This window comes from Xenorhabdus sp. PB62.4 (assembly GCF_014467285.1).
Classification (GTDB): Bacteria; Pseudomonadota; Gammaproteobacteria; order Enterobacterales; family Enterobacteriaceae; genus Xenorhabdus.
This window is the reverse complement of the sequence record NZ_NKHR01000003.1, coordinates 284,504-309,717: the sequence shown is the minus strand read 5'-3', so window position 1 is coordinate 309,717 and position 25,214 is coordinate 284,504. Positions and strand designations below refer to the sequence as shown.

At 42.3% G+C, this 25,214-nt stretch carries 22 protein-coding genes and 1 pseudogene; 13 read left to right on the top strand and 10 right to left on the bottom strand.

What is annotated here, in order from left to right; translation table 11 throughout:
• Positions 1-218 precede the first annotated feature (218 nt).
• From Xenpb_RS19865 to nrdG, 8 genes are all read left to right on the top strand, one after another.
• Positions 219-872: a helix-turn-helix domain-containing protein gene (locus Xenpb_RS19865; RefSeq protein ID WP_255523014.1), complete on the top strand. Its 654-nt coding sequence runs from the start codon at positions 219-221 to the stop codon at positions 870-872.
• Between the two features lie 10 nt (positions 873-882).
• Entirely contained in the window at positions 883-1,365 is a 483-nt protein-coding gene (locus Xenpb_RS04645; protein WP_187653282.1) for a hypothetical protein, read from the top strand.
• A 68-nt stretch (positions 1,366-1,433) separates the two neighbouring features.
• The gene (locus tag Xenpb_RS04640) at positions 1,434-2,060 is read left to right on the top strand and encodes a VUT family protein (protein ID WP_255523020.1); all 627 of its coding nucleotides are present in this window, start codon (positions 1,434-1,436) and stop codon (positions 2,058-2,060) included.
• The gene (locus Xenpb_RS04635; RefSeq protein WP_187653280.1) at positions 2,057-2,800 is read left to right on the top strand and encodes a metallophosphoesterase; all 744 of its coding nucleotides are present in this window, start codon (positions 2,057-2,059) and stop codon (positions 2,798-2,800) included. Before Xenpb_RS04640 ends, Xenpb_RS04635 begins: the two co-directional genes overlap by 4 nt.
• Positions 2,801-3,077: 277 nt before the next feature.
• Entirely contained in the window at positions 3,078-3,542 is a 465-nt protein-coding gene (gene pyrI, locus Xenpb_RS04630) for an aspartate carbamoyltransferase regulatory subunit (RefSeq protein WP_187653279.1), read from the top strand.
• Between the two features lie 131 nt (positions 3,543-3,673).
• On the top strand, positions 3,674-4,060 hold the full coding sequence (gene ridA / locus Xenpb_RS04625; RefSeq protein WP_099112643.1) for a 2-iminobutanoate/2-iminopropanoate deaminase: 387 nt from the start codon (positions 3,674-3,676) through the stop codon (positions 4,058-4,060).
• A 193-nt stretch (positions 4,061-4,253) separates the two neighbouring features.
• On the top strand, positions 4,254-6,170 hold the full coding sequence (gene nrdD / locus Xenpb_RS04620; RefSeq protein ID WP_187653278.1) for an anaerobic ribonucleoside-triphosphate reductase: 1,917 nt from the start codon (positions 4,254-4,256) through the stop codon (positions 6,168-6,170).
• A 4-nt stretch (positions 6,171-6,174) separates the two neighbouring features.
• Positions 6,175-6,639 carry an anaerobic ribonucleoside-triphosphate reductase-activating protein gene (gene nrdG / locus Xenpb_RS04615; protein WP_187653277.1) on the top strand — a complete coding sequence of 155 codons (465 nt, stop codon included), beginning with the start codon at positions 6,175-6,177 and terminating at the stop codon, positions 6,637-6,639.
• A 48-nt stretch (positions 6,640-6,687) separates the two neighbouring features.
• Here the strand turns inward: nrdG and Xenpb_RS04610 are convergent, their stop codons facing one another.
• Both Xenpb_RS04610 and Xenpb_RS04605 read right to left on the bottom strand, forming a co-directional pair.
• Complete coding sequence (locus Xenpb_RS04610; RefSeq protein ID WP_187653276.1) at positions 6,688-7,119, bottom strand: YhbP family protein; 432 nt, start codon at positions 7,117-7,119, stop codon at positions 6,688-6,690.
• A 117-nt stretch (positions 7,120-7,236) separates the two neighbouring features.
• Positions 7,237-7,488, bottom strand: a complete 252-nt coding sequence (locus tag Xenpb_RS04605; protein WP_187653275.1) for a YdgH/BhsA/McbA-like domain containing protein — start codon at positions 7,486-7,488, stop codon at positions 7,237-7,239.
• 272 nt (positions 7,489-7,760) lie between these two features.
• Here Xenpb_RS04605 and Xenpb_RS04600 point away from each other — a divergent pair, with 272 nt between their 5' ends.
• Positions 7,761-8,135 (top strand): GIY-YIG nuclease family protein, encoded by a 375-nt coding sequence (locus tag Xenpb_RS04600; protein ID WP_187653274.1) that lies wholly within the window; start codon positions 7,761-7,763, stop codon positions 8,133-8,135.
• Here Xenpb_RS04600 and Xenpb_RS04595 read toward each other — a convergent pair.
• Entirely contained in the window at positions 8,089-8,607 is a 519-nt protein-coding gene (locus Xenpb_RS04595; RefSeq protein ID WP_187653273.1) for a GNAT family N-acetyltransferase, read from the bottom strand. The two genes, Xenpb_RS04600 and Xenpb_RS04595, sit on opposite strands and share 47 nt — an antisense overlap.
• A pseudogene (locus Xenpb_RS04590) lies at positions 8,601-8,987 on the bottom strand (SCP2 domain-containing protein). The gene Xenpb_RS04595 and the pseudogene Xenpb_RS04590 overlap by 7 nt, the downstream one beginning before the upstream one ends.
• A gap of 17 nt (positions 8,988-9,004) precedes the next feature.
• Between Xenpb_RS04590 and Xenpb_RS04585 the strand changes: the two are divergent.
• Entirely contained in the window at positions 9,005-9,316 is a 312-nt protein-coding gene (locus tag Xenpb_RS04585; RefSeq protein ID WP_187653272.1) for a hypothetical protein, read from the top strand.
• Positions 9,317-9,336: 20 nt separating this feature from the next.
• Here the strand turns inward: Xenpb_RS04585 and Xenpb_RS04580 are convergent, their stop codons facing one another.
• Both Xenpb_RS04580 and Xenpb_RS04575 read right to left on the bottom strand, forming a co-directional pair.
• Positions 9,337-10,530: an MFS transporter gene (locus tag Xenpb_RS04580; RefSeq protein ID WP_187653271.1), complete on the bottom strand. Its 1,194-nt coding sequence runs from the start codon at positions 10,528-10,530 to the stop codon at positions 9,337-9,339.
• A 1,547-nt stretch (positions 10,531-12,077) separates the two neighbouring features.
• Entirely contained in the window at positions 12,078-12,671 is a 594-nt protein-coding gene (locus Xenpb_RS04575) for a tyrosine-type recombinase/integrase (RefSeq protein WP_187653270.1), read from the bottom strand.
• A gap of 867 nt (positions 12,672-13,538) precedes the next feature.
• On the opposite strand from Xenpb_RS04575, the gene Xenpb_RS04570 reads away from it, so the two are divergent.
• The 3 genes from Xenpb_RS04570 to btsR all read left to right on the top strand — a co-directional run bounded on the left by Xenpb_RS04570 (position 13,539) and on the right by btsR (position 19,158).
• Positions 13,539-16,577 carry an inverse autotransporter beta domain-containing protein gene (locus Xenpb_RS04570; RefSeq protein ID WP_187653269.1) on the top strand — a complete coding sequence of 1,013 codons (3,039 nt, stop codon included), beginning with the start codon at positions 13,539-13,541 and terminating at the stop codon, positions 16,575-16,577.
• A 161-nt stretch (positions 16,578-16,738) separates the two neighbouring features.
• Positions 16,739-18,436, top strand: coding sequence for a sensor histidine kinase (locus Xenpb_RS04565; RefSeq protein WP_187653268.1), 1,698 nt, complete (start codon positions 16,739-16,741; stop codon positions 18,434-18,436).
• A 2-nt stretch (positions 18,437-18,438) separates the two neighbouring features.
• The gene (gene btsR, locus Xenpb_RS04560; protein WP_187653267.1) at positions 18,439-19,158 is read left to right on the top strand and encodes a two-component system response regulator BtsR; all 720 of its coding nucleotides are present in this window, start codon (positions 18,439-18,441) and stop codon (positions 19,156-19,158) included.
• 158 nt (positions 19,159-19,316) lie between these two features.
• Here btsR and Xenpb_RS04555 read toward each other — a convergent pair whose 3' ends face one another.
• From Xenpb_RS04555 to rpsO, 4 genes are all read right to left on the bottom strand, one after another.
• Complete coding sequence (locus Xenpb_RS04555) at positions 19,317-21,260, bottom strand: DEAD/DEAH family ATP-dependent RNA helicase (protein WP_187653266.1); 1,944 nt, start codon at positions 21,258-21,260, stop codon at positions 19,317-19,319.
• A 170-nt stretch (positions 21,261-21,430) separates the two neighbouring features.
• Positions 21,431-22,315, bottom strand: a complete 885-nt coding sequence (nlpI, locus tag Xenpb_RS04550; RefSeq protein WP_099112653.1) for a lipoprotein NlpI — start codon at positions 22,313-22,315, stop codon at positions 21,431-21,433.
• Between the two features lie 187 nt (positions 22,316-22,502).
• A complete protein-coding gene (pnp, locus tag Xenpb_RS04545; protein WP_187653265.1) occupies positions 22,503-24,641 on the bottom strand; it encodes a polyribonucleotide nucleotidyltransferase in 2,139 nt (712 codons plus the stop codon).
• Between the two features lie 235 nt (positions 24,642-24,876).
• Positions 24,877-25,146, bottom strand: coding sequence for a 30S ribosomal protein S15 (gene rpsO, locus Xenpb_RS04540; protein ID WP_187653264.1), 270 nt, complete (start codon positions 25,144-25,146; stop codon positions 24,877-24,879).
• Between the last annotated feature and the right edge of the window lie 68 nt (positions 25,147-25,214).

Sequence of the window (25,214 nt, the reverse complement as noted above, 5' to 3'; positions counted from 1 at the left end):
TAATGTTGAACATAACGAGCAGGAACGCTATTTCTTGACACAAAATCCACTCTTCTCACGATACAGATATGATTCCTTTCTTTCATATCCCTTCCTTGAGTCTCCAACACAAACTCTAAATTTCCCTGATGCTGAGCACTTGTATTACCAAACCCTAATAGATAAGATTAGGTTATGAATATCAACGCACGATAATATATTATCAAAGAGATGATATAATGCAAGAATCGAACAATAAAAAAGCAAGCGAAGCTGATACTCTACTCTCCAACATCGCACAAAATATTGCTTTTTTAATGAAAAAAAACAATATAGATTCCCAGGTCCTAAGTAAATTGACAGGCTTAGGAATTGCGACTATCAATAGCCTCAGACGAGGTGTTGGTAATCCGACTATTGCCACTATTTCCTCTATTGCGGATGTATTTGGTGTAAACATTGGTGAAATTACAGATAATAAATTATCTGAGTCAACGGAAAACGAAGAAACTATTTCAGCCGTTCCTCTCGTTCGCTATGATGAATTAGATGGTTATGTCTCAGGTAAGATAGTCAATACAGATCTATATAAACTCAGTGTGCAAGATGAAGACAAAGAATCTCTGTTTGCAGTCGAATTTTCCAATAACCTTTTATCTCCATACTTCGATAGCAACACTATTGCAATAGTTTCTAAAGATGAAAGCTTTTGTGACAGTGATGTCGTACTCGTAAAAATCAAAGATGCCCCTATTTGTTTCAGACAAGTTTTTGTCGGAGAAAGTGGTATCTATTTTTCAATATTAGGCATTGAAAATGAACGTAAAACAGTATTAACCCAGAATTATGCAATCATTGGTGTTGTGATTAAATCAATTAAAAAATTAAAATAGGAAAGGCATAATGGGAAAAATAATTGATTTTTTCAAAAAAACATTCAAACCTCGTTATATATACAGCTTACAGCGATTCGAACCAGTAAAAGAAAATGGATTTTACATATTGAAAGAATTAGGCACGCATACATGTATAAAAGCAACAGCAGAAGATATTTTCAAGGGTGATTTATTATATAATATAAATCCCGCTGATATCATATTCATAACACAATTTGAAGAATATGATATGAGAAAAAAACAACAATTTGAAATAGTAGAAGAAAGAAGAGATTTATCATTCACAATACAAAATGCCTACTCTCGTAGAAGAATAAATGGAAAGGAATTACTGATAGATCAGAATATCGTTGAAAATTTAGATCCAACGAGCCTTGTAAGGATCGCTTATATGTCTGGATTAAAAGATGGAAGGAAAATTTCCGATGAGATATCAAAAGCAGAAAAAATAAAATCATCTAAGCCCACAAAATTAAAGGTAATAAAGTGACTCAATCTTATCCTACTCACCCAAAGTTCAAATATGATTCCTTATTCATTTCTTTATCTGTCACAATAATGATAACTTGTGATGTTCTTGTATACAAGACCTTAGACTTCAATGGATTTAAAATCACATTTAGTGGAATTTTATTCTCTTTTTACTTCCTAATATCCACAATTCAGACGGAAGTATATGGATACAGGCAAGGAGTCAGAACAGTCTGGATAATCGTTTTATGCCAATCCATTTTTGTCATGATTATCTTTGTAGCATCACACGCTCAACCGGAAAACAATCAAATTTCAATGAATTTCAGGTCATTATTTGGGGAGTTTTGGCGAGTGATGGTAGGAACATGGACTTCTGTACCCATTTCTTACTTTATAAACGGAATCGTTATATCTAGCTTAAAAAAAGTATTTCTTGGCCGATTCTTTTTTATAAGATATATCATTGCGTCAATGATTACTCAAGCGGCCCTTCTGCTGTCAGCTTATCCTATAAGCCTCTCTTCAAAATATAGTTTCAATGAATTAATCACAATCATTGCAACAACATGGTCTTATAAGGTAGTCATGTCCATCATTCTTCTGCCGATAGGCATATTCTTGGCAGATAAAATAAAAAAATTAGAGTCAACTGATATATACGATTGGAATATATCATACAATCCATTTCTTTTCGGAGGTAATAAAAAATGAAAGTCATTCATTTAACAGACATACATTTAACCCGAAGCAGAGAACAAAAAATATTTGATGTCAATCCTTATGATAATTTTGATTTTGTTTGTGAGGAAATACTGAGAATAAAAAGTATTATTGAAATAGAATTAATTATAGTTTCCGGTGACATTTCAAATGATGGTGAAGTCGATTCTTATAGATATTTCTTAAATAAAATGGAATCATTAAATTTACCTTATCTTGCTATATTGGGTAACCATGATCTCAAGAATAACTTTGATATCGCACTCGCAGAAGAAAAAACCAAATACATTATAAACTCCAATGAATATAATAATAGGATCTGGCATTTTATTTCAGTTGATACTGTTGTAGCAGGAGAAGATCATGGTCTTATCTCTCAAGATACTCTTGTAGAATTAGAGAGAAAAATTATTGCAAATAGTCACTATAATATTGCTTTATTCATGCACCATCATGCTATTCCAGTCGGAACCCCCATTGTCGATAACTGCATGTTAAATAATAGCAAAGAATTATTGGAGCTTTGCGAGAAGTATCAGGTGAAATTTATTGGTAGCGGGCACGCTCACACTTCACGTATTTGGCACCATAATACGATGACAACATGTGTTGCCCCCGCTGTTGTATTCCAATGGCTACCGGGTACAGAGACCGTCAAGATATCAAAAGGCTTCGGCTTCAACGTGATAGATTTCTCATTTGATCTATCTGTAACGTCATGTATTTATTGACGTCGATACCTTCTACTTTCCACGTTGCCGCTTTGTTGGCTGCACTGCAATTTAAAATCTATTGGATTGAGGGTTATTAAACAACAATTCATTTACATATTAACAACAAAAATGCAGAGCAGCCGATTTTCTTGAATTTCAATCAATAAGTTAAATCATCTTTTAAATTAAAGGGTTAATCAGATGAAATGCCAAGTCGTCTGTGACAAAATAAGCAGGTTCCCTTGATCCCCTAATATCTGGAGGAAGAATACCGGACAGGTATTCATGACACAACATGACTCAAGATCATCAACTACAAGTAGAAGCCATTAAATGTGGCACGGTTATCGATCATATTCCGGCCCATATCGGCTTTAAATTGTTGTCGCTGTTCAAGCTCACCGAAACCGACCAGCGTATTACCATCGGCCTGAATCTGCCTTCCAACCATCTGGGTAAAAAGGATCTGATCAAAATTGAAAACACCTTCCTGACGGAGCAGCAAGCAAACCAGCTCGCCATGTATGCACCCTATGCGACAATCAACAATATTGAAAATTATGTTGTCGTTAAGAAGATGCCGATCAATCTGCCAGAACGAATTGATGGTATTCTTATTTGCCCAAACAGCAATTGCATCAGCCACAATGAGCCCGTCAACAGCAGTTTTCATGTGATGGCAACGAAAGATGATGTCGTATTGCGCTGTAAATATTGTGAAAAAGAGTTTGATCGCCAAGCGGTTATCAATAACGATTAAGCATCGCTTCAAACAACCTATCTCCCATTTGAGAGGGATAGAATGTCCTGCATCAATTGATACAAGGCAGGGGATCACTATAATGGCGGTCTCGCAACATTTCCTATTCAGACGTTAAACAGGAGTTTCTAATGTCACGTTCTATTCATACCGAAAATGCACCAGCGGCAATCGGCCCTTATGTTCAGGGTGTTGATCTGGGCAGCATGGTTATCACTTCCGGTCAGATCCCTGTTGATCCAAAAACCGGCGATATCCCTGAAGAGGTTACTGCTCAAGCACGTCAATCTTTGGAAAACGTTAAAGCTATTATCGAAAAATCTGGCCTGAAAGTAGCTGATATCGTGAAAACCACCGTGTTTGTCAAAGATCTGAATGACTTTGCAGCCGTAAACGCAACTTACGAAGCATTCTTCGCTGAACATAATGCGCCATTCCCTGCGCGTTCATGTGTTGAAGTTGCTCGTCTGCCAAAAGATGTGAAAATCGAAATCGAAGCAATCGCCGTTCGCGGTTAATTTGACATTCTTTCAGCCCTGATCACTCCAGTATCAGGGTTGCTATCACAACCCTCCCTTTCTTTGTCTCAGATCAACTTTGTAGGTTGTATATTAGCTTAAATGATCTATATATTGTGTTTAAATACACAAAATTCACTACATATAGTATTTATGCACAAAATTATCCACACTCAACAAAAAGCGAGTATTCATGTCATTTTCGTCTGTGGATAACATATTGAGGAGCCTTATTGTGAATTCCCATAAATGGCATGATCAATTAGATCAGGAAATCCGTGGTTTGATCGAGCAAAGTGATTTTTCTCTGCTTAATGAAAACGCCAATAAAGACAGCAAAGTGATCCCGACTCAACGCGATTTATTGGCCGGGATTGTCGCCCGACAGTATGCTAAGCAATATATGCTGCCTCCTGATGTGGTTGTTGCGCATGAAAAGGGAGAAATTCATTACCATGATCTGGATTACGCCCCCTTTTTCCCCATGTTCAACTGTATGCTGATCGATTTACAGGGCATGCTGACCAACGGTTTTAAGATGGGCAATGCAGAAATTGAACCACCTAAATCCATTTCTACCGCCACTGCGGTCACGGCTCAGATCATCGCGCAAGTTGCCAGCCATATTTATGGTGGGACGACCATTAATCGCATTGATGAAGTTCTCGCTCCTTTTGTAAAGGCCAGTTATGACAAGCATCTGGCAATTGCTAAAGAGTGGAAGATTGCCGATCAGGCTGCTTATGCAGAAGCCCGCACTGAAAAAGAGTGTTATGACGCTTTCCAATCTCTGGAATATGAAGTCAATACGCTGCATACCGCCAATGGACAAACCCCCTTTGTCACCTTGGGGTTCGGATTGGGAACATCAAAAGAATCCCGCCTGATTCAAATTTCGATTTTGCGCAACCGCATTGCTGGATTGGGAAAAAATCGCAAAACCGCCGTTTTCCCCAAACTGGTTTTTGCCATTCGTGATGGATTGAACCACCGGTTTGGTGATCCCCACTATGACATCAAGTTATTGGCGCTGGAATGCGCCAGCAAACGGATGTACCCCGATATCCTTAATTATGATCAAGTTGTCAAAGTGACCGGTTCATTTAAAACGCCAATGGGTTGTCGCAGTTTTCTCAGTGTTTATGAAGAAAATGGTCAGCAAATCCACGAAGGGCGCAATAATCTGGGGGTAATCAGCCTGAATCTGCCCCGCATTGTGCTGGAGGCTAAAGGCGATGAAGCCCGCTTCTGGCAGATTTTGGATCAGCGTTTGTTGCTCGCGAAAAAAGCCCTGATGACTCGTATCTCTCGCCTCGAAAATACCAAGGCCCGGGTTGCGCCAATCCTCTATATGGAAGGTGCCTGTGGCGTTCGTCTGAAAGCTGATGAAAATATTGCTGAGATTTTTAGACATGGCCGCGCCTCTGTCTCGTTGGGGTATATCGGCATTCATGAAACGATAAATGCGTTATATGGTAATCACGTTCACCTTTTTGATAATGAACTGCGCCAACAGAAAGCCATTTCCATTGTTAAGCATTTACGTCAGGCGGTTGATCAATGGAAATTGGAGACCGGCTATGGGTTCAGTCTGTACAGTACACCAAGCGAGAATTTATGTGACCGTTTTTGCCGCTTGGATTCTGCCGAGTTTGGTATCATTCACGGTGTCACCGATAAAGGTTATTACACCAACAGTTTCCATCTGGATGTGGAAAAAAAGGTTAACCCCTACGATAAGCTTGATTTTGAAGCACCTTATCCACCGTTAACGAATGGTGGTTTTATCTGCTACGGCGAATATCCCAATCTGCAACATAATTTGAAGGCATTGGAAGATGTTTGGGATTATAGCTATTCACGTGTTCCTTACTATGGCACCAATACCCCCATTGATGAGTGCTACCAATGTGGTTTTACGGGAGAATTTGCCTGTACCAGCAAAGGATTCACTTGTCCTCAATGTGGCAATCATGACCCGGCTCATGTTTCTGTCATTCGCCGTGTTTGCGGCTATCTTGGCAGCCCGGATGCACGACCATTCAATACCGGAAAGCAGGAAGAAGTGAAACGCCGCGTGAAACACCTTAGTAATGGCCAAATGGGTTAATAACATGAATTATCATCAATATTATCCGGTTGATGTGGTCAATGGCCCCGGAACCCGTTGCACGCTGTTTGTATCAGGTTGTCTGCATCAATGTCGTGGCTGCTATAACCAAAGTACCTGGCGGGTTGATTCTGGTCTGCCTTTTACATTGGAAATGGAAAACCACATCATCGCTGATTTGAAAGATCATCGTATTCAACGACAAGGTTTATCATTATCCGGTGGCGATCCCCTGCATCCCCATAATTTACCTGCCATCTTACAATTAGTTAAGCGTGTAAGAGAAGCGTGCCCAGATAAGGATATCTGGCTATGGACAGGCTATGTTCTCAATGAATTAAATGAGATTCAGCAAGAAATTATCAGCCGCATCCACGTGTTGGTTGATGGGAGATTTGAACAAGAGTTATATGATCCTACATTAATTTGGCGGGGCAGCCGTAATCAGGTTATCCACTATTTACGATAATAGTTACGTTACGATGATAGTTACGTGACGATGATAGTTACGGTAGCATTAACGTTGCCAGTGCAATTTTTTGCCAAAACCCAGCGTGTTATTCACCATTTTGATTTCATTCAGGTTAAGTTGCCAAATCGGGGTTTTAGCTGTTAAGGCGATGGGAAAATGGCGGCAATAATGCGCTCTGGCCGCAGTTTCAGCCTCACCGGTCAGCAAAATCACTTCACCACGAAATTGGATGCCTTTAATGTGAGCAATATTGCGGGGTTGGTCAGCAACAGTGCCTGCAACGACAGGATTTTGCAGCATGATTTGACCGTGCCGGGTATCAGATTCAGTCATAAACCAAAATGCCATATTGTCGGCATTGAAGACATAGAAACAGCTCGCACACCATAAATCTTGAATTGAAGAAGTGCAAAGCGTAAATACATGTTGTTTGGCGAGATATTGACTAATTATTAAATTTTCTTTATTTAAATTCATATTGTTCCATACTGTTATTTTAGCCTGTTCAGAACAGAACACGACTGGAAATTTATCCAGCTTCGTGTTCTATGTTCGACTCAATATACCAAGGTGGGCTGCATGGAACACTATAAATTATTTATAAATTTCAGCAACGCCATTGAGTTTATTCTGACCATTTGCGGAAACAACACGGAAATATTTCGCACCAGCTTTGTCAGCTTTTTTGGACAACTCTACAGTCAGGCTATCTAGTGTAGCGGCGCCAGTAACTGAGACAACACCAATTTTATCTCCCTTAGCAACTTGAACTTCAGTTGCTGCAAGCGAACCAAATGAAACCGCACATAGTGCCAAACCAGCGACGATATTTTTTACATTTTTCATATTTTGCTCCTCTGCTCACTTTATACAATAGGGCTTATCCCTCGTGACGCAGACCATGTTATACGCCTGTTCCGAATATGATAATTAGCAATTATTGCTATATTTTTTCAATTATTTTGAACAAAAATAGCTATTCAAAAACGCCAGTTGGAATATATTATTAATAAATTCATCTTGTTAAATCAGAAAAGCACTCAAAAAATCAGCCTAAAGCTTAATGACACATTAATTTCACACTGCAATTAAACTTTCGGAATTATTAAAATTAAATAATGAAAATTAAAGTATCTCAATGGTATCTCTACCTGATTAGAGCACAAAATGGCACCTTATATACTGGGATCACAACAGATGTACCCCGCCGCTTTATGCAGCACACATCAGGAAAAGGCGCAAAAGCCCTCAGGGGGAAAGCACCATTGACATTGGTTTATCAAGGTTTGGTCGGGGATCGCAGCATGGCGCTGAAAGTTGAATATCGCGTGAAGAAGCTGAATAAACAGCAAAAAGAGAGGCTGATTCTGAACCAGCCTCCCTGTATAACGACTTATTTGATAGAAAACGGCTTATCTGAGAAGTTTTTTACTCAATCAGAGAGCCTTATTTTGGCAGAGACCATAGATTCTCAAAGTGGACAGGATAAGTAACCTGACCATGGCAATCACTCAGTGAAATATCAGCCAAAGTGTAGATCAGGAAATAATCCTCGCAATCAGGCCATTCGCAAGATAATTGATATTCATTGGCAAGTTTAAAACCAAAACGGCCGTAATATTCAAGATCTCCCAGTGCCACAACCGCGCTATATCCAAACTCATTCAGGCTATCCAGCCCTTCGTACACCAATTTTTCACTGAGCCCATGATGACGGTACTGCTCCTCCACCGCCAATGATGCCAAACCCACCCATTGATGATCTGCCCCATTGATATCAACAGGCGTGAAACCGACATAGCCAATCACATGACCTTCATCGTCAGTCGCAACAATGCCCAGTGTCAACAAGCCATCTTCTCTTAATTGACTCACTAACTCAGCTTCTGCCGATGTCTCAAAAGACTGACGTAATAAACGATCAATCCCCATAGCATCGACCGGAATTTCGACCCTGATTAACATGACGATAACGCGTGATCGTTCTGATCAACGCCCTCTTTCTGTCCCGCTTTGATAAATTCAGCCAGACGTAATAAACCAAAGCGAAGAATGGATGGCATAGATTCCAATTCAATGGAATCCATTAAATTTTTTACATGCAGTCCCAATTCTGTGTTTCCTTCAATCCGTAAACGACGCTGAAAAAACAGTGTAAACCGAGATCCCGTATTTCCACCTTCAACCAACGGGAAGTTAAAAACGCCAGCTCCCCTTTCAGCCAATGCTGCTCGAAATTGCCAGCCAAGAAACTGTTCCAGCACCTGACGCCGTAAGACAAAAGGGGTAACCTTCAATGGGAAATGCAGTAATTTGACCAAATGGAAGTGGATTTTACCTAACACAGCTCAGACTCCTTCTCATGCAATGTAACGCGCTATTCTGCCAAAATCCTGCTGTATTTCCCGATCGTACATCAAGAATCGATAATAAATCCCTTATCACAAAACGTCTACAGAACAAATTTCTGGGCAAGCTATTTTTTGAACATGCGGGGCATTTCACCCATAATACGATAGCCACACCAACCATACATGGCAGTAAATTAGCGTTTATCTTTGTGGGAGTTGCACTGAAACTGCGCCAAATCAATCCATTCCATTACTTGGCTTACTACAACCGTGACCGGCTGGACAGGCGTTTTTCTGCGCCTCAATTGAGGCCGCTCCTGTAGTACAGTGAGCGACAGGATAATTATAGTGAGTTAGAGATTGAACGTTGCTCACGCATAGATGGAATAACCCTTTGCCACACGAGAGATACGATAGCCAGTATCCCCATTCCTGCACCTACCCATGTTAATGTTTCTAATCCCCACTCTCGTACTGTAGACCCACCAATCACAGACCCCATAACAACCCCGGCATTAAAAGCGGCGATATTCATGCCCGAAGCGATATCCATTGCATGTGGTGTGTGCCGCTCTGCCAACATGAGTATCCTTGACTGCAACGGTGGAATTGCCCCATAAGTTGTCAATCCAAGTAAAGCTACTAAGCCAATCATCAGTACAGAATTGGTAAGACTGAAACTCATGGCCGCCAATACAACTGCAATACCAACAAGAAAGATAAGTGAGGCAATATCCATTCCTTGTCGATCTGTTAGTCTCCCTCCCCAAACTGTACCAACAGCGGCGCCAATACCGTAAGCAAGCAATACTCCACTGGCGGTTTCAACACTGACTCCTGTAATCGTCAATAGTATAGGGGTAATAAATGTGTACAGGGCAAATGACGCGGTATAGGAGAGCATTGGAACGCTTGCCCCTGCCAGTAAACGTCGATCAAAAAGGATAATAAGATGGCGCCAGCTAGCAGAGACTTTCATAGCCTGCTCTCCGGCATCTTTTGACATTTTGAATCCAATACCGATCGTTCCAACCAATCCACAAGCAGCGATAATTAAAAATATGACATGCCAATTTAGTATACTGCCCAGCCAAGTTCCCACTGGAACGCCTAAGGACATGGCAATAGTGACACCACCGAATACCCAAGCCAGAGCAGTACCAGCACGTTCAGACGGAACCAAGCGAGTCGCAACACCAGAAGCCACAGCAAAAAAAACGCCATGTGCCAGACCAGATAATAAACGTGCCGCTAAAAGAGGAGCCAAATTTGTTGATGCGGCTGCTATCAGATTTCCCAGAGTAAATGCCAGCATTGCTGTAAGAAGTAAGCGTTTTCGTGACCAATTAGATGCCAGTGCCGTTAAAATGGGTGCCCCAATCACAACACCTAACGCATAAGCTGTCACAGTTAACCCAATGCTGGTTACATCTACGCCAAGATCGACTGACATCACAGATATCAGTCCAATAGTAATGAATTCTGTAAACCCTATCGCAAATGCACAAAGCGAGAATATATATATCACGAATGGCATCGGAGGTTCTCCTTATACGCTAAAAATGCCTCAATCTGAATTTGAAATAAGTAATAATTATCATACTTTCATTTAGTACAATAAACATCCATATCTTGCGAATTGAGGCACGGAATAGCTTCTTTTTATGCAGAAGAATAGCATTACTTGTGGTTATCACAAGAACACAGAATATAGCGGAGATTTTATGTACAGTGTACCAAGAGTTTCAGCTTTTATTAATCAAGAAGCGATACGAGGAAGAAACTGGCTGCGGTATCGCGGTTCTGATTCGAATGATCTGTATTTTTCGCCAAAGCCCGTGTGTACCAACCCCGCCAACGAATGGCCACATTTACACTTGTCTTATACTTATCAGGATACGTTACTCTATTTAGGCGGGAAAACGAGCGAGTTACACAGAATTGACTTATATAAAAATGGCAACTGGAACATACAAGCAATTACACAATTTTCTCCACCCGTACAACAGGCAATAATAAGTGTTCAGACATTTTGGACACCTCCACCAAGATAAAATCTTATGATACGGTATAAGCATCATTCCAGCTTTTCCGAAGGCTCCACTGATTAAAAAGGAGCCTTCATACATTGTGACTTGTCACAATGACAGTTTTCAGCCATTCCTTAAACGCTCATCTAAACATTCAACGCTGGTTAAATTTTATCCTCCGCCCGACAAACCACCCTCATTTTTTAGTTATAAATATCTAAAAAATAAGATTACAGAGATTATTTAAAATAATATCACTATAAAAACAGAAATAAACAGAATTATATTTCACTTTAGTGCAAATTACTTACCACAACATCATGTAAATTGAAAATAGTGAATTACCAAATAATTAGTAAAGAAATATTTATATTATTTGAGTGAATAGGGAAGGAGAGAACAACAGTTTACAGAAACACTGGTTTCTTACCATAACAACTCATTACTGCATTATTTGAAATTAATTTTGATTAAATATATTAATGTTTTTATCGTTTTTTATTTGGAAAGATATTAGCCAGAAACAAGGTTAATTAAAACCTATCTTCAATAGATAGTTATGATTATGCCATAAAATGGCATATTAAGGTTCTATAATCATTAAACTTAAATTTTATAAATTAATTTTTCATAACAGAATAATACTATTACTGTCATGTCGTGATTTTCAATCAGGTATTTTTTATCGAAAAAGGCCATTAATTTAACATTAGGACAAGATAAAAAATAAGTATTTCTTGTTAGTTATTAAATCTCGCGTTATAAAACAATAACTATCACTATATAGAATAATATCAATTAAATAGTTAACAGTAGAAAATAAATTCTTTTTTATAAGAATCCTCTCTGCTATTTTCCCTGTATTATTATGGTCTTTTCGAAAAAACAGGCAAGAAACCGGACTGATCACAGTGATCTTTCCGGTCTGATTTTTCAAAATAGATAGAAATACCCTATTCAGGCAATATGCAGGATTTACAGATAAAATTTGATAAATTTATTGCGGGAAAAGCACAAGTTTGCTCATAAAAACCATTTCAAATTCAATTTATTACTAAGAATTAAGATACTTACCACCATCAACTTTCAGTTTTTGATGACATTGCCACGCTTTCTGAAAGCGTTCTGGATTGCTGGCAGTATAGTGCATGGTATGGCGTATATTGCGATGACCTAAATAGTCCTGAATCAGCCGAGTATCCAGCCCTTGGTTGGCGAGTTCAAACCCACAGGAATGCCGCAGCTTATGTGGATGCAACTTGATGGATAACCCTGCTTGTTCCCCGTACCTTCCCATCAATACATAAACCCACTGACGTGATAATTTGCCTCCCTTACGTGAAGGAAATAGCCATGAAGAAGCTCGATATACTGAATTATGATTCCTGACTTGCAACCATTTCAGGATAAGCTTTTTTTCTGTTACTGACATAGGATGTGTTGTCGAAAAACCATTCTTCAACCGCTTTATATAAATGGTTTGTCCTGCGATATCAATATCGGAGACTTTTAATGCAGTCAACTCACTCACACGTAGGCCATGAATATAAGTTAAGTACAGCAAACACTGATCGCGTTCTTTATTTACAGAATTGGTTAGCACAGCAAAAACACGCTTCCATTCGTCTTGTGTGATGTATTTTCTCATAACTGCCTCCAATAAGAACAATCTCCAATAAAAACGAATCCAGCCCTACTCCAATTTCACTTTTTTTAAATAGAATAATAATGTCATTATATCTATCATTCTTACAGCAATAGATTTCCCCCTGATAAATACCAGTTAATAATGATCTTGCGAACACTTTTTGATCTACCTAATAAAGGGTTTTAACTTTATTAATTATATGACCTATGTACGATTTTGCATTTTGATCTTAAAAAAAACTTCTCGATATTTGTTGACTATGAATAACAAAAATTCACTTTGCCCCCGGTCATGCAGCCATAGTTGTACATTAATCGAACCAAGCATGATAGGAGTGAGAATCCCAAATAAATAATAGATTATAACAATAATTTAACAAAGAACATTAGCTTATATTTTTTATGCTGCCTTTATTTCGGTCTAATTGAGAATAGCAATAAAATATAAAACAAAAATATAACTATTTGTTTTTAATTAGGTAAATAAACAGAACACTTTTTAATTATCAAAATAACGCCTGATCTCATCAAACCTACTTTTTTCTATACTCCCTGTTTTTTAAGAACGATTAATCACAAAAGTTATATTGATCAACAATTGATTTTATGTTGGAATAAAAAACCTTATAAAGACAAAATTACAGATCAATAGTCTGCGTATTAACCATTCAACAGAGTTTGTTAACTATTTCGTGATATCTCAGATCAGGCAATTCCGTATTGTCATCTCACAATTTCGTCATGATTTGACGGTTTCCTTCTGGATACACGGTTCATGGTTGGTAGTAAATAGAACGTAATATTCTGAAATGGATAGGTTTACTGCTGGTTATCGCTTGATGTTTTTTATTTTTACAGGTTTACAGTTATGAACAAAAAATTCGATAAGCCGTGGCTACGGAATCAGCAAAATATGCTGAAACGTGTAGCATGGGTGAACATTATCACTCAATTTGTGTTTCCGGTTGCTGGCACATTTGCCCCCGCTATCGCTAGTGCCAAAACACAAGCGACTTTTCAAAATGAAAAATTAGCACGACCAACAGAAGCTTATATCCTGAAATCAGGGGAAACCGTCAGTACCGTCGCCAAGCGCTACGGTTTAACCGTCACTGACCTGAAAAAAATTAATCAACTACGCACCTTCAGCCAACCTTTTATGACACTTGGTGCCGGCAGCGAAATTGATGTCCCTAAACCTCGAACCAATAAATTTCTGCCTTTCAACTATTCTTCGTTAGAACAATCTGCATTAAATCAACCTCCATTAAACCAATCTTCATTGAACAAGACTTCTGCTTCAGATGAAGAGTCACATCGTCTGGCTGAGGCTGCCTCTCAGGTTGGCCATCTGTTAATCAACAACAACATTAAGAGCGGGGCAATAAACCAATTAGGCAATCTGGTCACGAGTGAGGCTAATCAACAAATTAAAAATTGGTTAGCGCATTACGGCACAGTTCGTCTGCAAACCAATGTGGGTAGTCATGGCAGCCTGAATGGCAGCCAGTTAGATATGTTGTTGCCGCTGCATGATACCCACAACCTGCTGGATTTTACCCAATTCGGTTTCCGCCGTATCGATAAACGCAATACCCTCAATATCGGGTTAGGAGAACGCCATTTTTTTGATGGCTGGATGTTCGGCTACAATGCTTTCCTTGACCATGATTTCACCGGTGATAACACCCGATTTGGCCTCGGTGCCGAATACGCCCGTGATTATCTGAAATTGGGCGCAAACGGCTATTTCCGCTTAAGCAACTGGAAAGCATCTCCTCTTCTGACTGACTATGATGAGCGACCAGCTAATGGATTCGATCTGAGAGTACAAGGCTATGCTCCCGCCTTACCACAACTCGGCGGTAAGTTAGTCTATGAACAGTATTTCGGGAATGAAGTCGGCTTAATCAATAAAGATCACCGAAGCCAGAATCCTTCTATGTTTACGGTCGGAATTAATTATACTCCGGTTCCGTTGCTGACTTTCGGTATTGAGCGCAAACAAGAGATGTCCGGTAACGGAGAAACACAGTTTAATATGGAACTGAATTATGTCATCGGCACTCCGTGGGCAGAACAGATTAATCCAGATGCCGCAGCATTCAAGCATTCTCTGCAAGGTGGTCGCTATGATTTGGTCGATCGCAATAATCAAATTGTTCTGGAATACCGCAAACGTGAAGTGATCTCTCTGGCAATGGAACACCAGATTATCGGTCATGAGAGTGAAACCAAACCTCTCCATATCAGCGTTAACAGCAAGTATGGATTTAAAGATATTCAATGGGAAGCCACGAGCCTATTTGTCAATGGCGGTAAAATCCAACATCAAGGCGGGACAAACTATCTGTTGACTCTGCCGAGATATCAATCACAGGGTAATAATCTCTACACGGTAGGCGCCGTTGCTTATGATGAACAAGGCAATACGTCCAAACGAGTAGAAATGCAGGTGCAGGTACTCCCAGCAGCAATCAATGTCAATAGCTCTGCCTTTACAGCAAAAGATAAAGAACTACTGGCGGATAATCGCGACACGACTCTCCTGACACTGACCCTGAAAGATAAAGATGGCAAGCCAGTCAAAGGTGTTGCTTCCGAAATCAAATTAATCTCCAGCGGATTAAGTGGAGAAGGTCGCGATCCACAGATCGAAAAAATGCAAGAGACTCAGCCGGGTGTTTATAAGTCCCACCTTACTGCGGGTGAAAAAATCGGGGTATTAAAAATTACGCCAGAAGTGAATGGGATTACCCTCAAACCTGCCGAAATCATGTTCGTACATCCAAGTACACCGCTTGTCAAAAATTTAACCATCGTCGGCAAATTGGAGATGGGGCAAACCTTGCGGGCAACTTATACCTTTTATGCCAATGAAGGCGATACAACAGATCAATCCCGTTATGTATGGGGGAATAAAGGCAATATTGATATCAGCAAAGGGCATACGATTACTGAGTCCGGCAAGCTGCCTAACTATACACTGACACAAGCAGATGCGGGGACAGTGAAAGCGATCGCGGTACGGGCACAAAACGCCCTTGGCCTTATCGGGAATACCCAAACTGTTGATACCAGCATGAGTACCGAACAAGGCAACCATACCTACGATGGAGGAAAAGGGGGAACTGTCAGAGGACTTGCCGATGATGTCATCATCACAACGAGTGCTGATAAAGCAAAGAAAGACGAGCCAATTACATTAAAGATTAAAACGCTCTATCACGGGAAGCTGGTTAGAAATGTGGACGTCAGAATGAACGCTATTAAGGCTCTGAATCGCCAGAATGTCGCTGAAAAACCCACCCTATTATTCAATGGCAACACAACTGAATCTCAGGATTTCACTGATGAAAACGGTATGCTCAATATTACCTTGACCGATCCAAACGGGCTTGGTGTGAAGACGGCATTCTCTGTCACTGCGGATGGTACTGCGCCGCCACAGACTAAGGATATAATCTTTACGGTTCCGACCAGTCCGGATGTTCCTGTTGCTAATTTTTGGGGACATATGGCCGAAACCATGATAGGTAAAAATGGCGAGGTCTTTAACCGACCCAAATTACAAGTAGAATTAAAAGACTTAGGTATAGCAGGAGAGAGCGCCTATGTTGAAAATGGTGAAGCTTGGCCGCGTCGTGGCTACAAAAGAGCTACGCGGTACTGTCGGAGAACACATGGCACATTACCAACAGTCAATGAGCTGTGGGATCTGTACCTCGCCCATCCCGACAATACTATGCACGATGTATACGGCTGGCCACAACAGCGCTCCTATCGCTCTTCAAGCCCGGGGATAGACGAAAAAGGTAAAAATGCCCATTTTGCCGTGAATATCGACAAAGGGTTCGAGCACGTTATCAATGAAACAGTCACCGACTACGTTATCTGCAAGGAATAATGCTATCAATCCGCCCCAATCGGGGCGGATAATCCTTTCCACACCAATTCCTTTCCTATAAATAGATTATCCTGTCAATGCCCTATTGACGCCGTCAAATTTAAACTTTGATAATGGCGCATCAAATATATTAGTCGTTATTAATCACGCAATGAAAAGATATGTACGAATTTAACCTCGTGTTGTTATTACTCCAGCAGATGTGTATTTATCTGGTGATCGCCTGGCTGCTGAGTAAAACCCCCCTGTTTATTCCTCTACTGCAAGTTACCGTCCGTTTGCCACATAAGATGATGTGCTACGTTATCTTTTCCATCTTTTGCATTATGGGAACGTATTTTGGGTTGAATGTGAATGACTCGATTGCCAACACGCGCGCGATTGGTGCTGTACTCGGTGGTTTTCTCGGTGGGCCAACCGTAGGGGCAATGGTCGGATTCACTGGCGGTTTACACCGTTATTCTCTCGGTGGAATGACCGCATTTAGCTGCATGGTATCCACCATTGTAGAAGGCGTACTCGGTGGCCTTGTCCATATTTACCTGATGAAACGGGGACAGATTAATAAGTTACTGAATCCGTGGACAGCGGCCATTGTCACTTTCTTTGCTGAATGCGCCCAAATGGGGATTATTCTGTTACTTGCTAATCCGTTCAATGAAGCATTGGATCTGGTAAAGGATATAGCAGCCCCGATGATTATCGCCAACAGTATTGGTGCAGCGATGTTTATTCGCATCTTATTGGACAGACGCGCTATTTTTGAAAAATATACCAGCGCCTTTTCTGCCCAGGCCCTGAAAATTGCTGTCTGTACAGAAGGGATTTTGCGTAAGGGATTCAATGAAGATAACAGTATGCGTGTAGCAAAAGTCATCTATCAGGAATTGGAAATTGGCGCAGTCGCTATCACTGACAGAGAAAAATTACTGGCGTTTATTGGTCTCGGTTCTGATCATCACCTGCCCGGCACACCCATCGCTTCCGAACAGTCACGTCGCGCGATTGAAAATAATGAAGTCGTGTACGCCGATGGGAATGAAACTCCCTATTGTTGTTCCCTTAGTCCAATTTGTAAACTTGGCTCTACGCTGGTGATCCCTTTACGGGGAGAAAATCAGAAGGTGATCGGTACTATTAAACTTTACGAAGCCAAAAACCGTTTATTCAGCTCCATCAATCGTACTTTGGGTGAGGGAATTGCCAGTCTACTTTCAGCCCAGATTCTTGCCGGGCAGTATGAACGGAATAAGCAATCTTTACTGCAATCAGAAGTGAAGCTGCTTCACGCGCAAGTGAATCCTCACTTTTTATTCAATGCGCTAAATACACTACAGGCAGTTATCCGTCGGGATAGTCAACAAGCCAGCCAGCTTGTGCAGTATCTTTCGACATTCTTCCGCAAGAATTTAAAGCGGCCTGAAGAGATTGCCACGCTGGAAAATGAAATAGAACATGTGAATGCTTACTTACAAATTGAGAAAGCGCGCTTCCGTGAGCGTCTTCAGATTGCCATAGAAATACCGGAATCCCTGCGCAATGCAAAACTCCCTGCATTTTCCCTACAACCGATGGTAGAAAATGCCATTAAACATGGCACATCACAGTTACTTGATACAGGAAGAATTACGATTAGAGCGCATCAGGAAGCCAATTTGCTATTGGTGGAGATTGAAGATAATGCGGGACTTTATTGTCCAAAACAAATGGGAGACGGGCTTGGAATGAGTCTGGTAGATAAACGTCTACAGCTCCGTTATGGTAAACCGTATGGCGTGAAAGTTGATTGCCAACCCGAAGAATTTACCCGTGTCATTTTATGTTTACCATTGGAAAAAGAGGCGAAAAAAGCGGCGTAAATATGAACATATTGATTGTTGATGATGAACCTCTGGCTCGTGAGAATCTACGTTGTCTGTTAGAAGAGGAAACGGATATTCAAATCATCGGTGAGTGTGCCAACGCAGTAGAAGCGATCGGTGCCATTCATCGTCTGAAACCGGATGTGGTTTTCCTCGATATTCAAATGCCCCGCATTACCGGACTGGAAATGGTGGGAATGCTCGATCCTGATCATCGTCCTTATATTGTTTTTTTAACTGCGTTTGATGAATATGCGGTGCAAGCCTTTGAAGAGCATGCGTTCGATTATCTATTAAAACCGCTGGAAAAAGAGCGTCTGAGCAAAACGTTGCAACGGCTGCGCTTTGGCTATCAAAAGCAAAATCTGGCGGATCTGCAACGCGAAGATGAGCAACTGAAATATATTCCTTGTACCGGATATAGCCGGATATGGCTGATGCCACTGGATGATGTTCTGTATGTCACTTCCCGCCTGAGCGGTGTGTCTGTTATGAATGCCAATGGTCAGGAAGGTTTTACTGAATTAACGCTACGCACACTGGAAACCCGTACATCCCTGACCCGCTGCCATCGCCAGTATCTGGTCAATATGGCCCAATTGCGGGAAATTGTTTTTGGCGAAAACGGACAAGCGGAGTTGGTGCTGAGCAATGATGGACGTATTCCTGTCAGTCGTCGTTATCTGAAACCGCTAAAAGAAGAACTGGGGTTAAATTAATCGCTGCTTGAGGCATAATTTCGTCACTCTAAATTTCATATGATGTAAGCGTAAAAAACCCTTTCTCCGTGAAGAGAAAGGGGCTTATTTAATACATCATTGCGATATTTTCAATGCAACAGCTAGCCACTTATCAAATCAGGCGATAACGTATTTGCTTATACGTTGCTAGTGCTGTTGCTATTGCTTTGTTGGCGACGACGTGGAGCACCGCCATTGAAATCGTCGTTACTACGGCCACGGAAAGAGCCACGCTCACCACCGCCCCGACGTTCGTTGTTAAAACGACGACCACCGTTATTGCCAAAACCATCACGCTCACGACGTGGGCCATTGCCACCGTTACCGCCGCCATTACCACCATTGCGGCCACCACCACGACGTTCACGGCGCTCAAATGGTTGTGCATCACCCATCAACTGCATGTTCATTGGTTTGTTCAGAATACGGGTACGCGTGAAGTGAGACAGCAGCTCCCCTGGCATTCCTTTTGGCAGTTCAATCGTAGAGTGAGACGCAAACAGCTTGATATTACCGATATAACGGCTGCTGATATCACCTTCGTTCGCAATTGCACCTACAATGTGGCGGACTTCAACACCATCATCACGGCCTACTTCAATGCGATACAGTTCCATGTCACCCACATCGCGACGCTCACGACGAGGACGATCACCTCTGTCACCACGGTCACCTCTGTCACCACGGTCACCAAAAGCGTTACCGTTACGGCGACGGTCATCACGATCGTTGAATTCACGGCGAGGACGACGTACCGGATCTGGTGGCAGAATCAGTGGGCGCTCGCCTTGTGCCATTTTCAGCAGGGCCGCAGCCAGTGTTTCCATATCCAGTTCTTCACCAGTACCCAATTTAGACAACAGAGCACGGTATTGATCCAGATCGCTGCTTTCCAGTTGCTGCTGAACATTAGCCGCGAATTTCTCCAGACGACGCTGGCTCAGAAGTTCTGCATTTGGCAGTTCAACTTCTGGGATCGTCAGTTTCATAGTGCGTTCAATGTTACGCAGCAGGCGGCGCTCACGGTTTTCAACAAACAACAGGGCACGACCCGCACGGCCTGCACGGCCAGTACGACCGATACGGTGTACATAAGATTCTGCATCCATTGGGATGTCGTAGTTAACAACCAAACTGATGCGTTCAACGTCCAAACCACGAGCTGCAACGTCAGTTGCAATCAGAATGTCCAAACGGCCATCTTTCAAGCGCTCAAGAGTCTGCTCACGCAACGCCTGGTTCATGTCACCATTCAGTGCCGCTGAGTTGTAACCGTTACGCTCCAGAGTTTCTGCCACTTCCAGCGTTGCATTCTTGGTACGCACGAAAATAATCGCAGCATCAAAATCTTCTGCTTCGAGGAAACGTACCAGCGCTTCATTTTTACGCATTCCGTACACAGACCAGTAACTCTGGCTGATGTCAGGACGGTTCGTAACACTGCTTTGAATGCGAACTTCCTGTGGATCATTCATGAAACGACGGGTAATGCGGCGAATCGCTTCAGGCATGGTTGCTGAGAACAGTGCTGTTTGATGTTCAGCAGGGATCTGGCTCATGATGTTTTCAACATCTTCGATAAAGCCCATACGCAACATTTCGTCGGCTTCATCCAATACCAGACCTTTCAGGTTGGACAGATCCAATGTTCCACGTTTCAGATGGTCCAGCAGACGGCCTGGTGTTCCCACAACAACTTGTGGCCCCTGACGCAGAGCACGTAATTGGACGTCATAACGCTGTCCACCGTAAAGTGCAACAACATTCACATTACGCATGTGCTTGGAGAAATCTGAACATGCTTCGGCAACCTGTACCGCCAGTTCACGGGTTGGTGCTAACACAAGGATCTGTGGAGCTTTAAGTTCAGCATCAATGTTATGCAGTAAAGGTAGGCTGAATGCCGCAGTCTTACCACTACCAGTCTGTGCCATGCCGAGCACGTCACTACCGTTCAGCAGGTGTGGAATACATTGTTGTTGAATAGGAGAAGGCTTCTCATAGCCCATGTCTTCCAGTGCAGAAAGAATAGGTGCTGATAATCCTAAATCAGCAAAAGAGATTTCAGTCTCAGTGGTCATGTAATGGTGCCTCATTAATCGTGGCGGCCAGTCTACATAACACAGTGAAAAGAATTTCTGTCATTTTCATTTAAAATGTGAACTGGCTCAAATTATGTTATTAAACGAACAAACAAGCCCCCACCTCGCAAGATGTGGACTTAAAAATCTGTCGTGAAAATGTTCGTCAGCTATTGTTGGTTCGATTCCGATAAATCATCTTGTCTTTGGCCTAGTAGCGCCAATTCCAACAATGCGTAGCGGTGCTCAACAAAGTTATGAACATTGTTAGCTACCGTCAGCTTGAATAACGCGGCTGCGCTATCCTCATCCCCCAGACTTAGGTAATGTTTACCTAAATAGAAGTCAGTTTCACTGAGATGCTCAGCGAGCGAAGTGTTATCCGCTGAATTCTGTTGTAAGCGCTCCATCAATATTTTCTCATTGATTTTGCCTAAATAGAATTCAACGATATTCCAGCCCCATAGCCCCCGGTTCGCTTTGTCAAAATGGTGCGACAAATTAGTCATTGCAACCTTAGGATCGATTTTCACTTCCACAAGGTACAACCACAACGAACGGAAGGGATCATTTGGATCGTCTTGATAAAACGCCTGCAGATCATCCTGCGCCAATCGATAACGGCCACCGTAATACAGTGCAATGCCGCGATTCATTCGCGCGTAGTTGTAAGTTGGATCAAGCTCTAAAACAGAATCAAACGCTTCATAGGCAGAATCAAAATTACCTGCCTGCGTAAAATAAATTCCTAAATAATTAAAAATTTCAGGAATATCAGGACGAAGAGACAAAGCCACTGAAAAATCATTCTGCGCCAGTGCCCTCAGCCCGAGGCTATCATACAGCACACCTCTTTCATATAAAAGCTGTGCATACTCATCTTCCGTAAGTGACCGACTCGCAAGTATTTGCTCCATGCGAGCCAGAATAACCTCTTGTTGCAATGTCGGTTGTAATGGAATAGCAATAACTTCATTTTTACGCCATCCAGTGCTGCCACATCCCACAAGGAGAAAAATAGCCGCAACATACCACCAGCGCAGAAAAGAATTCATTTCCCACTCCCGAAGTCAGACATTAATCAGAATGCCCAGTTACTCCACCCACATTGTATATTTCAGGCATCCTGCCCAAAACTGACTTTTCCCTTTAACTTCGAACTATAGCGTTATTGTCTGCAATTCAAAATAAATTAGGGATAAACGGCGCCCTTTTTACAGGACGCCGCGCTTTACGTCAAATTTATTCTACAGATGATTCCGGTGCCTGTGACACTTCATCGGTAGTAACCACAGCTTCTTTCATGCTCAGGCGGATACGACCCTGACGATCAATTTCCAATACTTTAACCGGTACTTCCTGACCTAATTGCAGATAATCAGTGACTTTCTCTACACGTTTGTCTGCGATTTGAGAAATGTGTACCAGCCCTTCTTTACCACCGCCGATAGCAACAAATGCGCCAAAATCAACAATGCGGGTTACTTTACCCGTATAGATACGACCCACTTCAACTTCAGCAGTGATTTCTTCTATACGACTAATAGCGTGACGCGCTTTATCACCATCAGTTGCCGCAATCTTCACCGTACCATCATCTTCAATTTCAATGGTGGTGCCGGTTTCTTCTGTCAATGCACGGATCACAGAGCCACCTTTACCAATCACGTCTTTGATCTTGTCCGGATTGATCTTGATGGTATGAATACGTGGTGCAAATTCAGAGATATCGTTGCGTGGGCTTTGGATTGCCTGCTCCATCACGTTAAGGATGTGCAAACGAGCGCCTTTGGCCTGATTCAGGGCAACCTGCATGATTTCACGGTTGATGCCTTCAATTTTGATGTCCATTTGCAATGCGCTGACACCATCACGGCTACCCGCAACTTTAAAGTCCATGTCACCCAGATGATCTTCGTCACCCAGAATGTCAGACAGAACAACAAAGTTATCCCCTTCTTTCACCAGCCCCATTGCGATACCAGCAACGGCTGCCTTAATTGGCACGCCAGCATCCATCAGCGCCAGTGAAGCACCACAAACGGAAGCCATGGAAGAGGAACCGTTGGATTCAGTAATTTCAGACACAACGCGAACTGTATACGGGAATTCGCCAGGGCTTGGCATGACAGCCAATACACCACGTTTCGCCAGACGTCCGTGACCAATCTCACGACGTTTTGGTGAGCCAACCATACCAGTTTCACCCACAGAGTATGGAGGGAAGTTATAGTGGAACAGGAAGCGGTCTGTATACTCACCCATCAGCTCATCGATAACCTGCGCATCACGCTCTGTACCCAGAGTTGCGGTAACCAGCGCCTGTGTTTCACCACGGGTGAACAGAGATGAACCATGAGTACGTGGCAATACACCGGTGCGAACATCCAGAGCACGAACCATGTCTTTTTCGCGGCCATCAATACGAGGCTCACCACGCAGAACACGGCCACGAACAACATTTTTCTCCAGACCGGACAGCACATCAAGCACTTCGCTTTCATCCAGCTCAACGCCTTTTTCCGCTGATTCTGCCAAGACGATCGCAGAAACTTCTTCTTTGATGGTATCAACCTGAGCGTAACGTTCCTGCTTCTCAATAATACGGTAAGCATCGCCCAGACGGGTTTCAGCCAGTTCAGCAACACGGTCATGCAGAGACTGGTTGATAGGCTCCGGAGCCCAATCCCATTTTTCTTTGCCTGCTTCAGCAACCAGTGCATTGATGTTCTCAATAGCAACCTGTTGCTGCTCGTGACCAAACACAACAGCACCCAACATTTGTTCTTCAGTCAGCAGATCCGCTTCGGATTCCACCATCAATACCGCACCTTCAGTACCCGCAACCACCAGATCCAGACGGCTGTTTTTCAGCTCATCTCTGGTTGGGTTCAGTACGTATTGATCGTTGATGTAACCAACGCGAGCAGCACCGATTGGGCCATTGAATGGAATGCCAGACAGTGCCAGTGCAGCAGATGCACCGATCATGGCAACGATATCAGGGTTAACCTGAGGGTTAACAGAAACTACTGTTGCGATGATTTGAACTTCGTTCAGGAAACCTTCCGGGAACAGAGGGCGTAAAGGACGGTCAATCAGACGGGCTACGAGGGTTTCACCTTCTCCCGGACGACCTTCACGACGGAAGAAACTTCCCGGAATACGACCCGCTGCGTAAGTACGCTCTTGATAGTTAACAGTCAGGGGGAAGAAATCCTGGCCTGCTTTTACTTTTTTCTGACCAACAACGGTAACGAATACCGCCGTGTCATCCATATTTACCATAACGGCTGCTGTCGCCTGACGAGCCATCATGCCGGTTTCGATGGTCACAGTGTGCTGACCATACTGGAATTTACGAACAATCGGATTCAGCAAAATAATTTTCCTTTGTTAGTGTTGCCGACTTTTAAGATTCAGCAACAATGGATTTTCTCTTCTTGCTACACCCTCACGACTAATGACAGTGCTTACTCCCTTAAGGACTCTCATTAGCCGCGCGAGTCACTGTAGCGGAAGAGGTTCAAATTTCAGAAACGGTATAACGTTTCTCAATTCCGTTTCCTAGAAGAAAAGGGGCCCGATTAGGCCCCTTTCCACCGAAACTCATCGATTAGCGACGCAGTCCCAGACGCTCAATCAGAGCGGTATAGCGTGCCAAATCTTTACGCTTCAGGTAGTTCAGTTGCTTACGACGCTGTGCAACCTTTTTCAGCAGACCACGACGGCTGTGGTGATCTTTTTTGTGCTCTGAAAAGTGACCTTGCAGTTGGTTGATGTCAGCAGTCAGCAGTGCGATCTGAACTTCGCTGGAACCACTGTCGTTAGCGCCACGACCAAATTCAGCAATAATCTGCGCTTTTGCAGCAGTACTTAGAGACATAGTATAACTCCAAATATGTAGTTTAAAATGACAAGTGCCGATCTCTAATTCAGCAACTCATATATAGA

What these genes read in the sequence shown, in the direction of transcription:
- Xenpb_RS19865 (WP_255523014.1), top strand. Translation starts at nt 219, where the DNA reads ATGCAAGAATCGAACAATAAAAAAGCAAGCGAAGCTGATACTCTACTC.
- Xenpb_RS04645 (WP_187653282.1), top strand. Translation starts at nt 883, where the DNA reads ATGGGAAAAATAATTGATTTTTTCAAAAAAACATTCAAACCTCGTTAT.
- Xenpb_RS04640 (WP_255523020.1), top strand. Translation starts at nt 1,434, where the DNA reads ATGATAACTTGTGATGTTCTTGTATACAAGACCTTAGACTTCAATGGA.
- Xenpb_RS04635 (WP_187653280.1), top strand. Translation starts at nt 2,057, where the DNA reads ATGAAAGTCATTCATTTAACAGACATACATTTAACCCGAAGCAGAGAA.
- pyrI (WP_187653279.1), top strand. Translation starts at nt 3,078, where the DNA reads ATGACTCAAGATCATCAACTACAAGTAGAAGCCATTAAATGTGGCACG.
- ridA (WP_099112643.1), top strand. Translation starts at nt 3,674, where the DNA reads ATGTCACGTTCTATTCATACCGAAAATGCACCAGCGGCAATCGGCCCT.
- nrdD (WP_187653278.1), top strand. Translation starts at nt 4,254, where the DNA reads ATGTCATTTTCGTCTGTGGATAACATATTGAGGAGCCTTATTGTGAAT.
- nrdG (WP_187653277.1), top strand. Translation starts at nt 6,175, where the DNA reads ATGAATTATCATCAATATTATCCGGTTGATGTGGTCAATGGCCCCGGA.
- Xenpb_RS04610 (WP_187653276.1), bottom strand. Translation starts at nt 7,119, where the DNA reads ATGAATTTAAATAAAGAAAATTTAATAATTAGTCAATATCTCGCCAAA.
- Xenpb_RS04605 (WP_187653275.1), bottom strand. Translation starts at nt 7,488, where the DNA reads ATGAAAAATGTAAAAAATATCGTCGCTGGTTTGGCACTATGTGCGGTT.
- Xenpb_RS04600 (WP_187653274.1), top strand. Translation starts at nt 7,761, where the DNA reads ATGAAAATTAAAGTATCTCAATGGTATCTCTACCTGATTAGAGCACAA.
- Xenpb_RS04595 (WP_187653273.1), bottom strand. Translation starts at nt 8,607, where the DNA reads ATGTTAATCAGGGTCGAAATTCCGGTCGATGCTATGGGGATTGATCGT.
- Xenpb_RS04585 (WP_187653272.1), top strand. Translation starts at nt 9,005, where the DNA reads ATGCAATGTAACGCGCTATTCTGCCAAAATCCTGCTGTATTTCCCGAT.
- Xenpb_RS04580 (WP_187653271.1), bottom strand. Translation starts at nt 10,530, where the DNA reads ATGCCATTCGTGATATATATATTCTCGCTTTGTGCATTTGCGATAGGG.
- Xenpb_RS04575 (WP_187653270.1), bottom strand. Translation starts at nt 12,671, where the DNA reads ATGAGAAAATACATCACACAAGACGAATGGAAGCGTGTTTTTGCTGTG.
- Xenpb_RS04570 (WP_187653269.1), top strand. Translation starts at nt 13,539, where the DNA reads ATGAACAAAAAATTCGATAAGCCGTGGCTACGGAATCAGCAAAATATG.
- Xenpb_RS04565 (WP_187653268.1), top strand. Translation starts at nt 16,739, where the DNA reads ATGTACGAATTTAACCTCGTGTTGTTATTACTCCAGCAGATGTGTATT.
- btsR (WP_187653267.1), top strand. Translation starts at nt 18,439, where the DNA reads ATGAACATATTGATTGTTGATGATGAACCTCTGGCTCGTGAGAATCTA.
- Xenpb_RS04555 (WP_187653266.1), bottom strand. Translation starts at nt 21,260, where the DNA reads ATGACCACTGAGACTGAAATCTCTTTTGCTGATTTAGGATTATCAGCA.
- nlpI (WP_099112653.1), bottom strand. Translation starts at nt 22,315, where the DNA reads ATGAATTCTTTTCTGCGCTGGTGGTATGTTGCGGCTATTTTTCTCCTT.
- rpsO (WP_187653264.1), bottom strand. Translation starts at nt 25,146, where the DNA reads ATGTCTCTAAGTACTGCTGCAAAAGCGCAGATTATTGCTGAATTTGGT.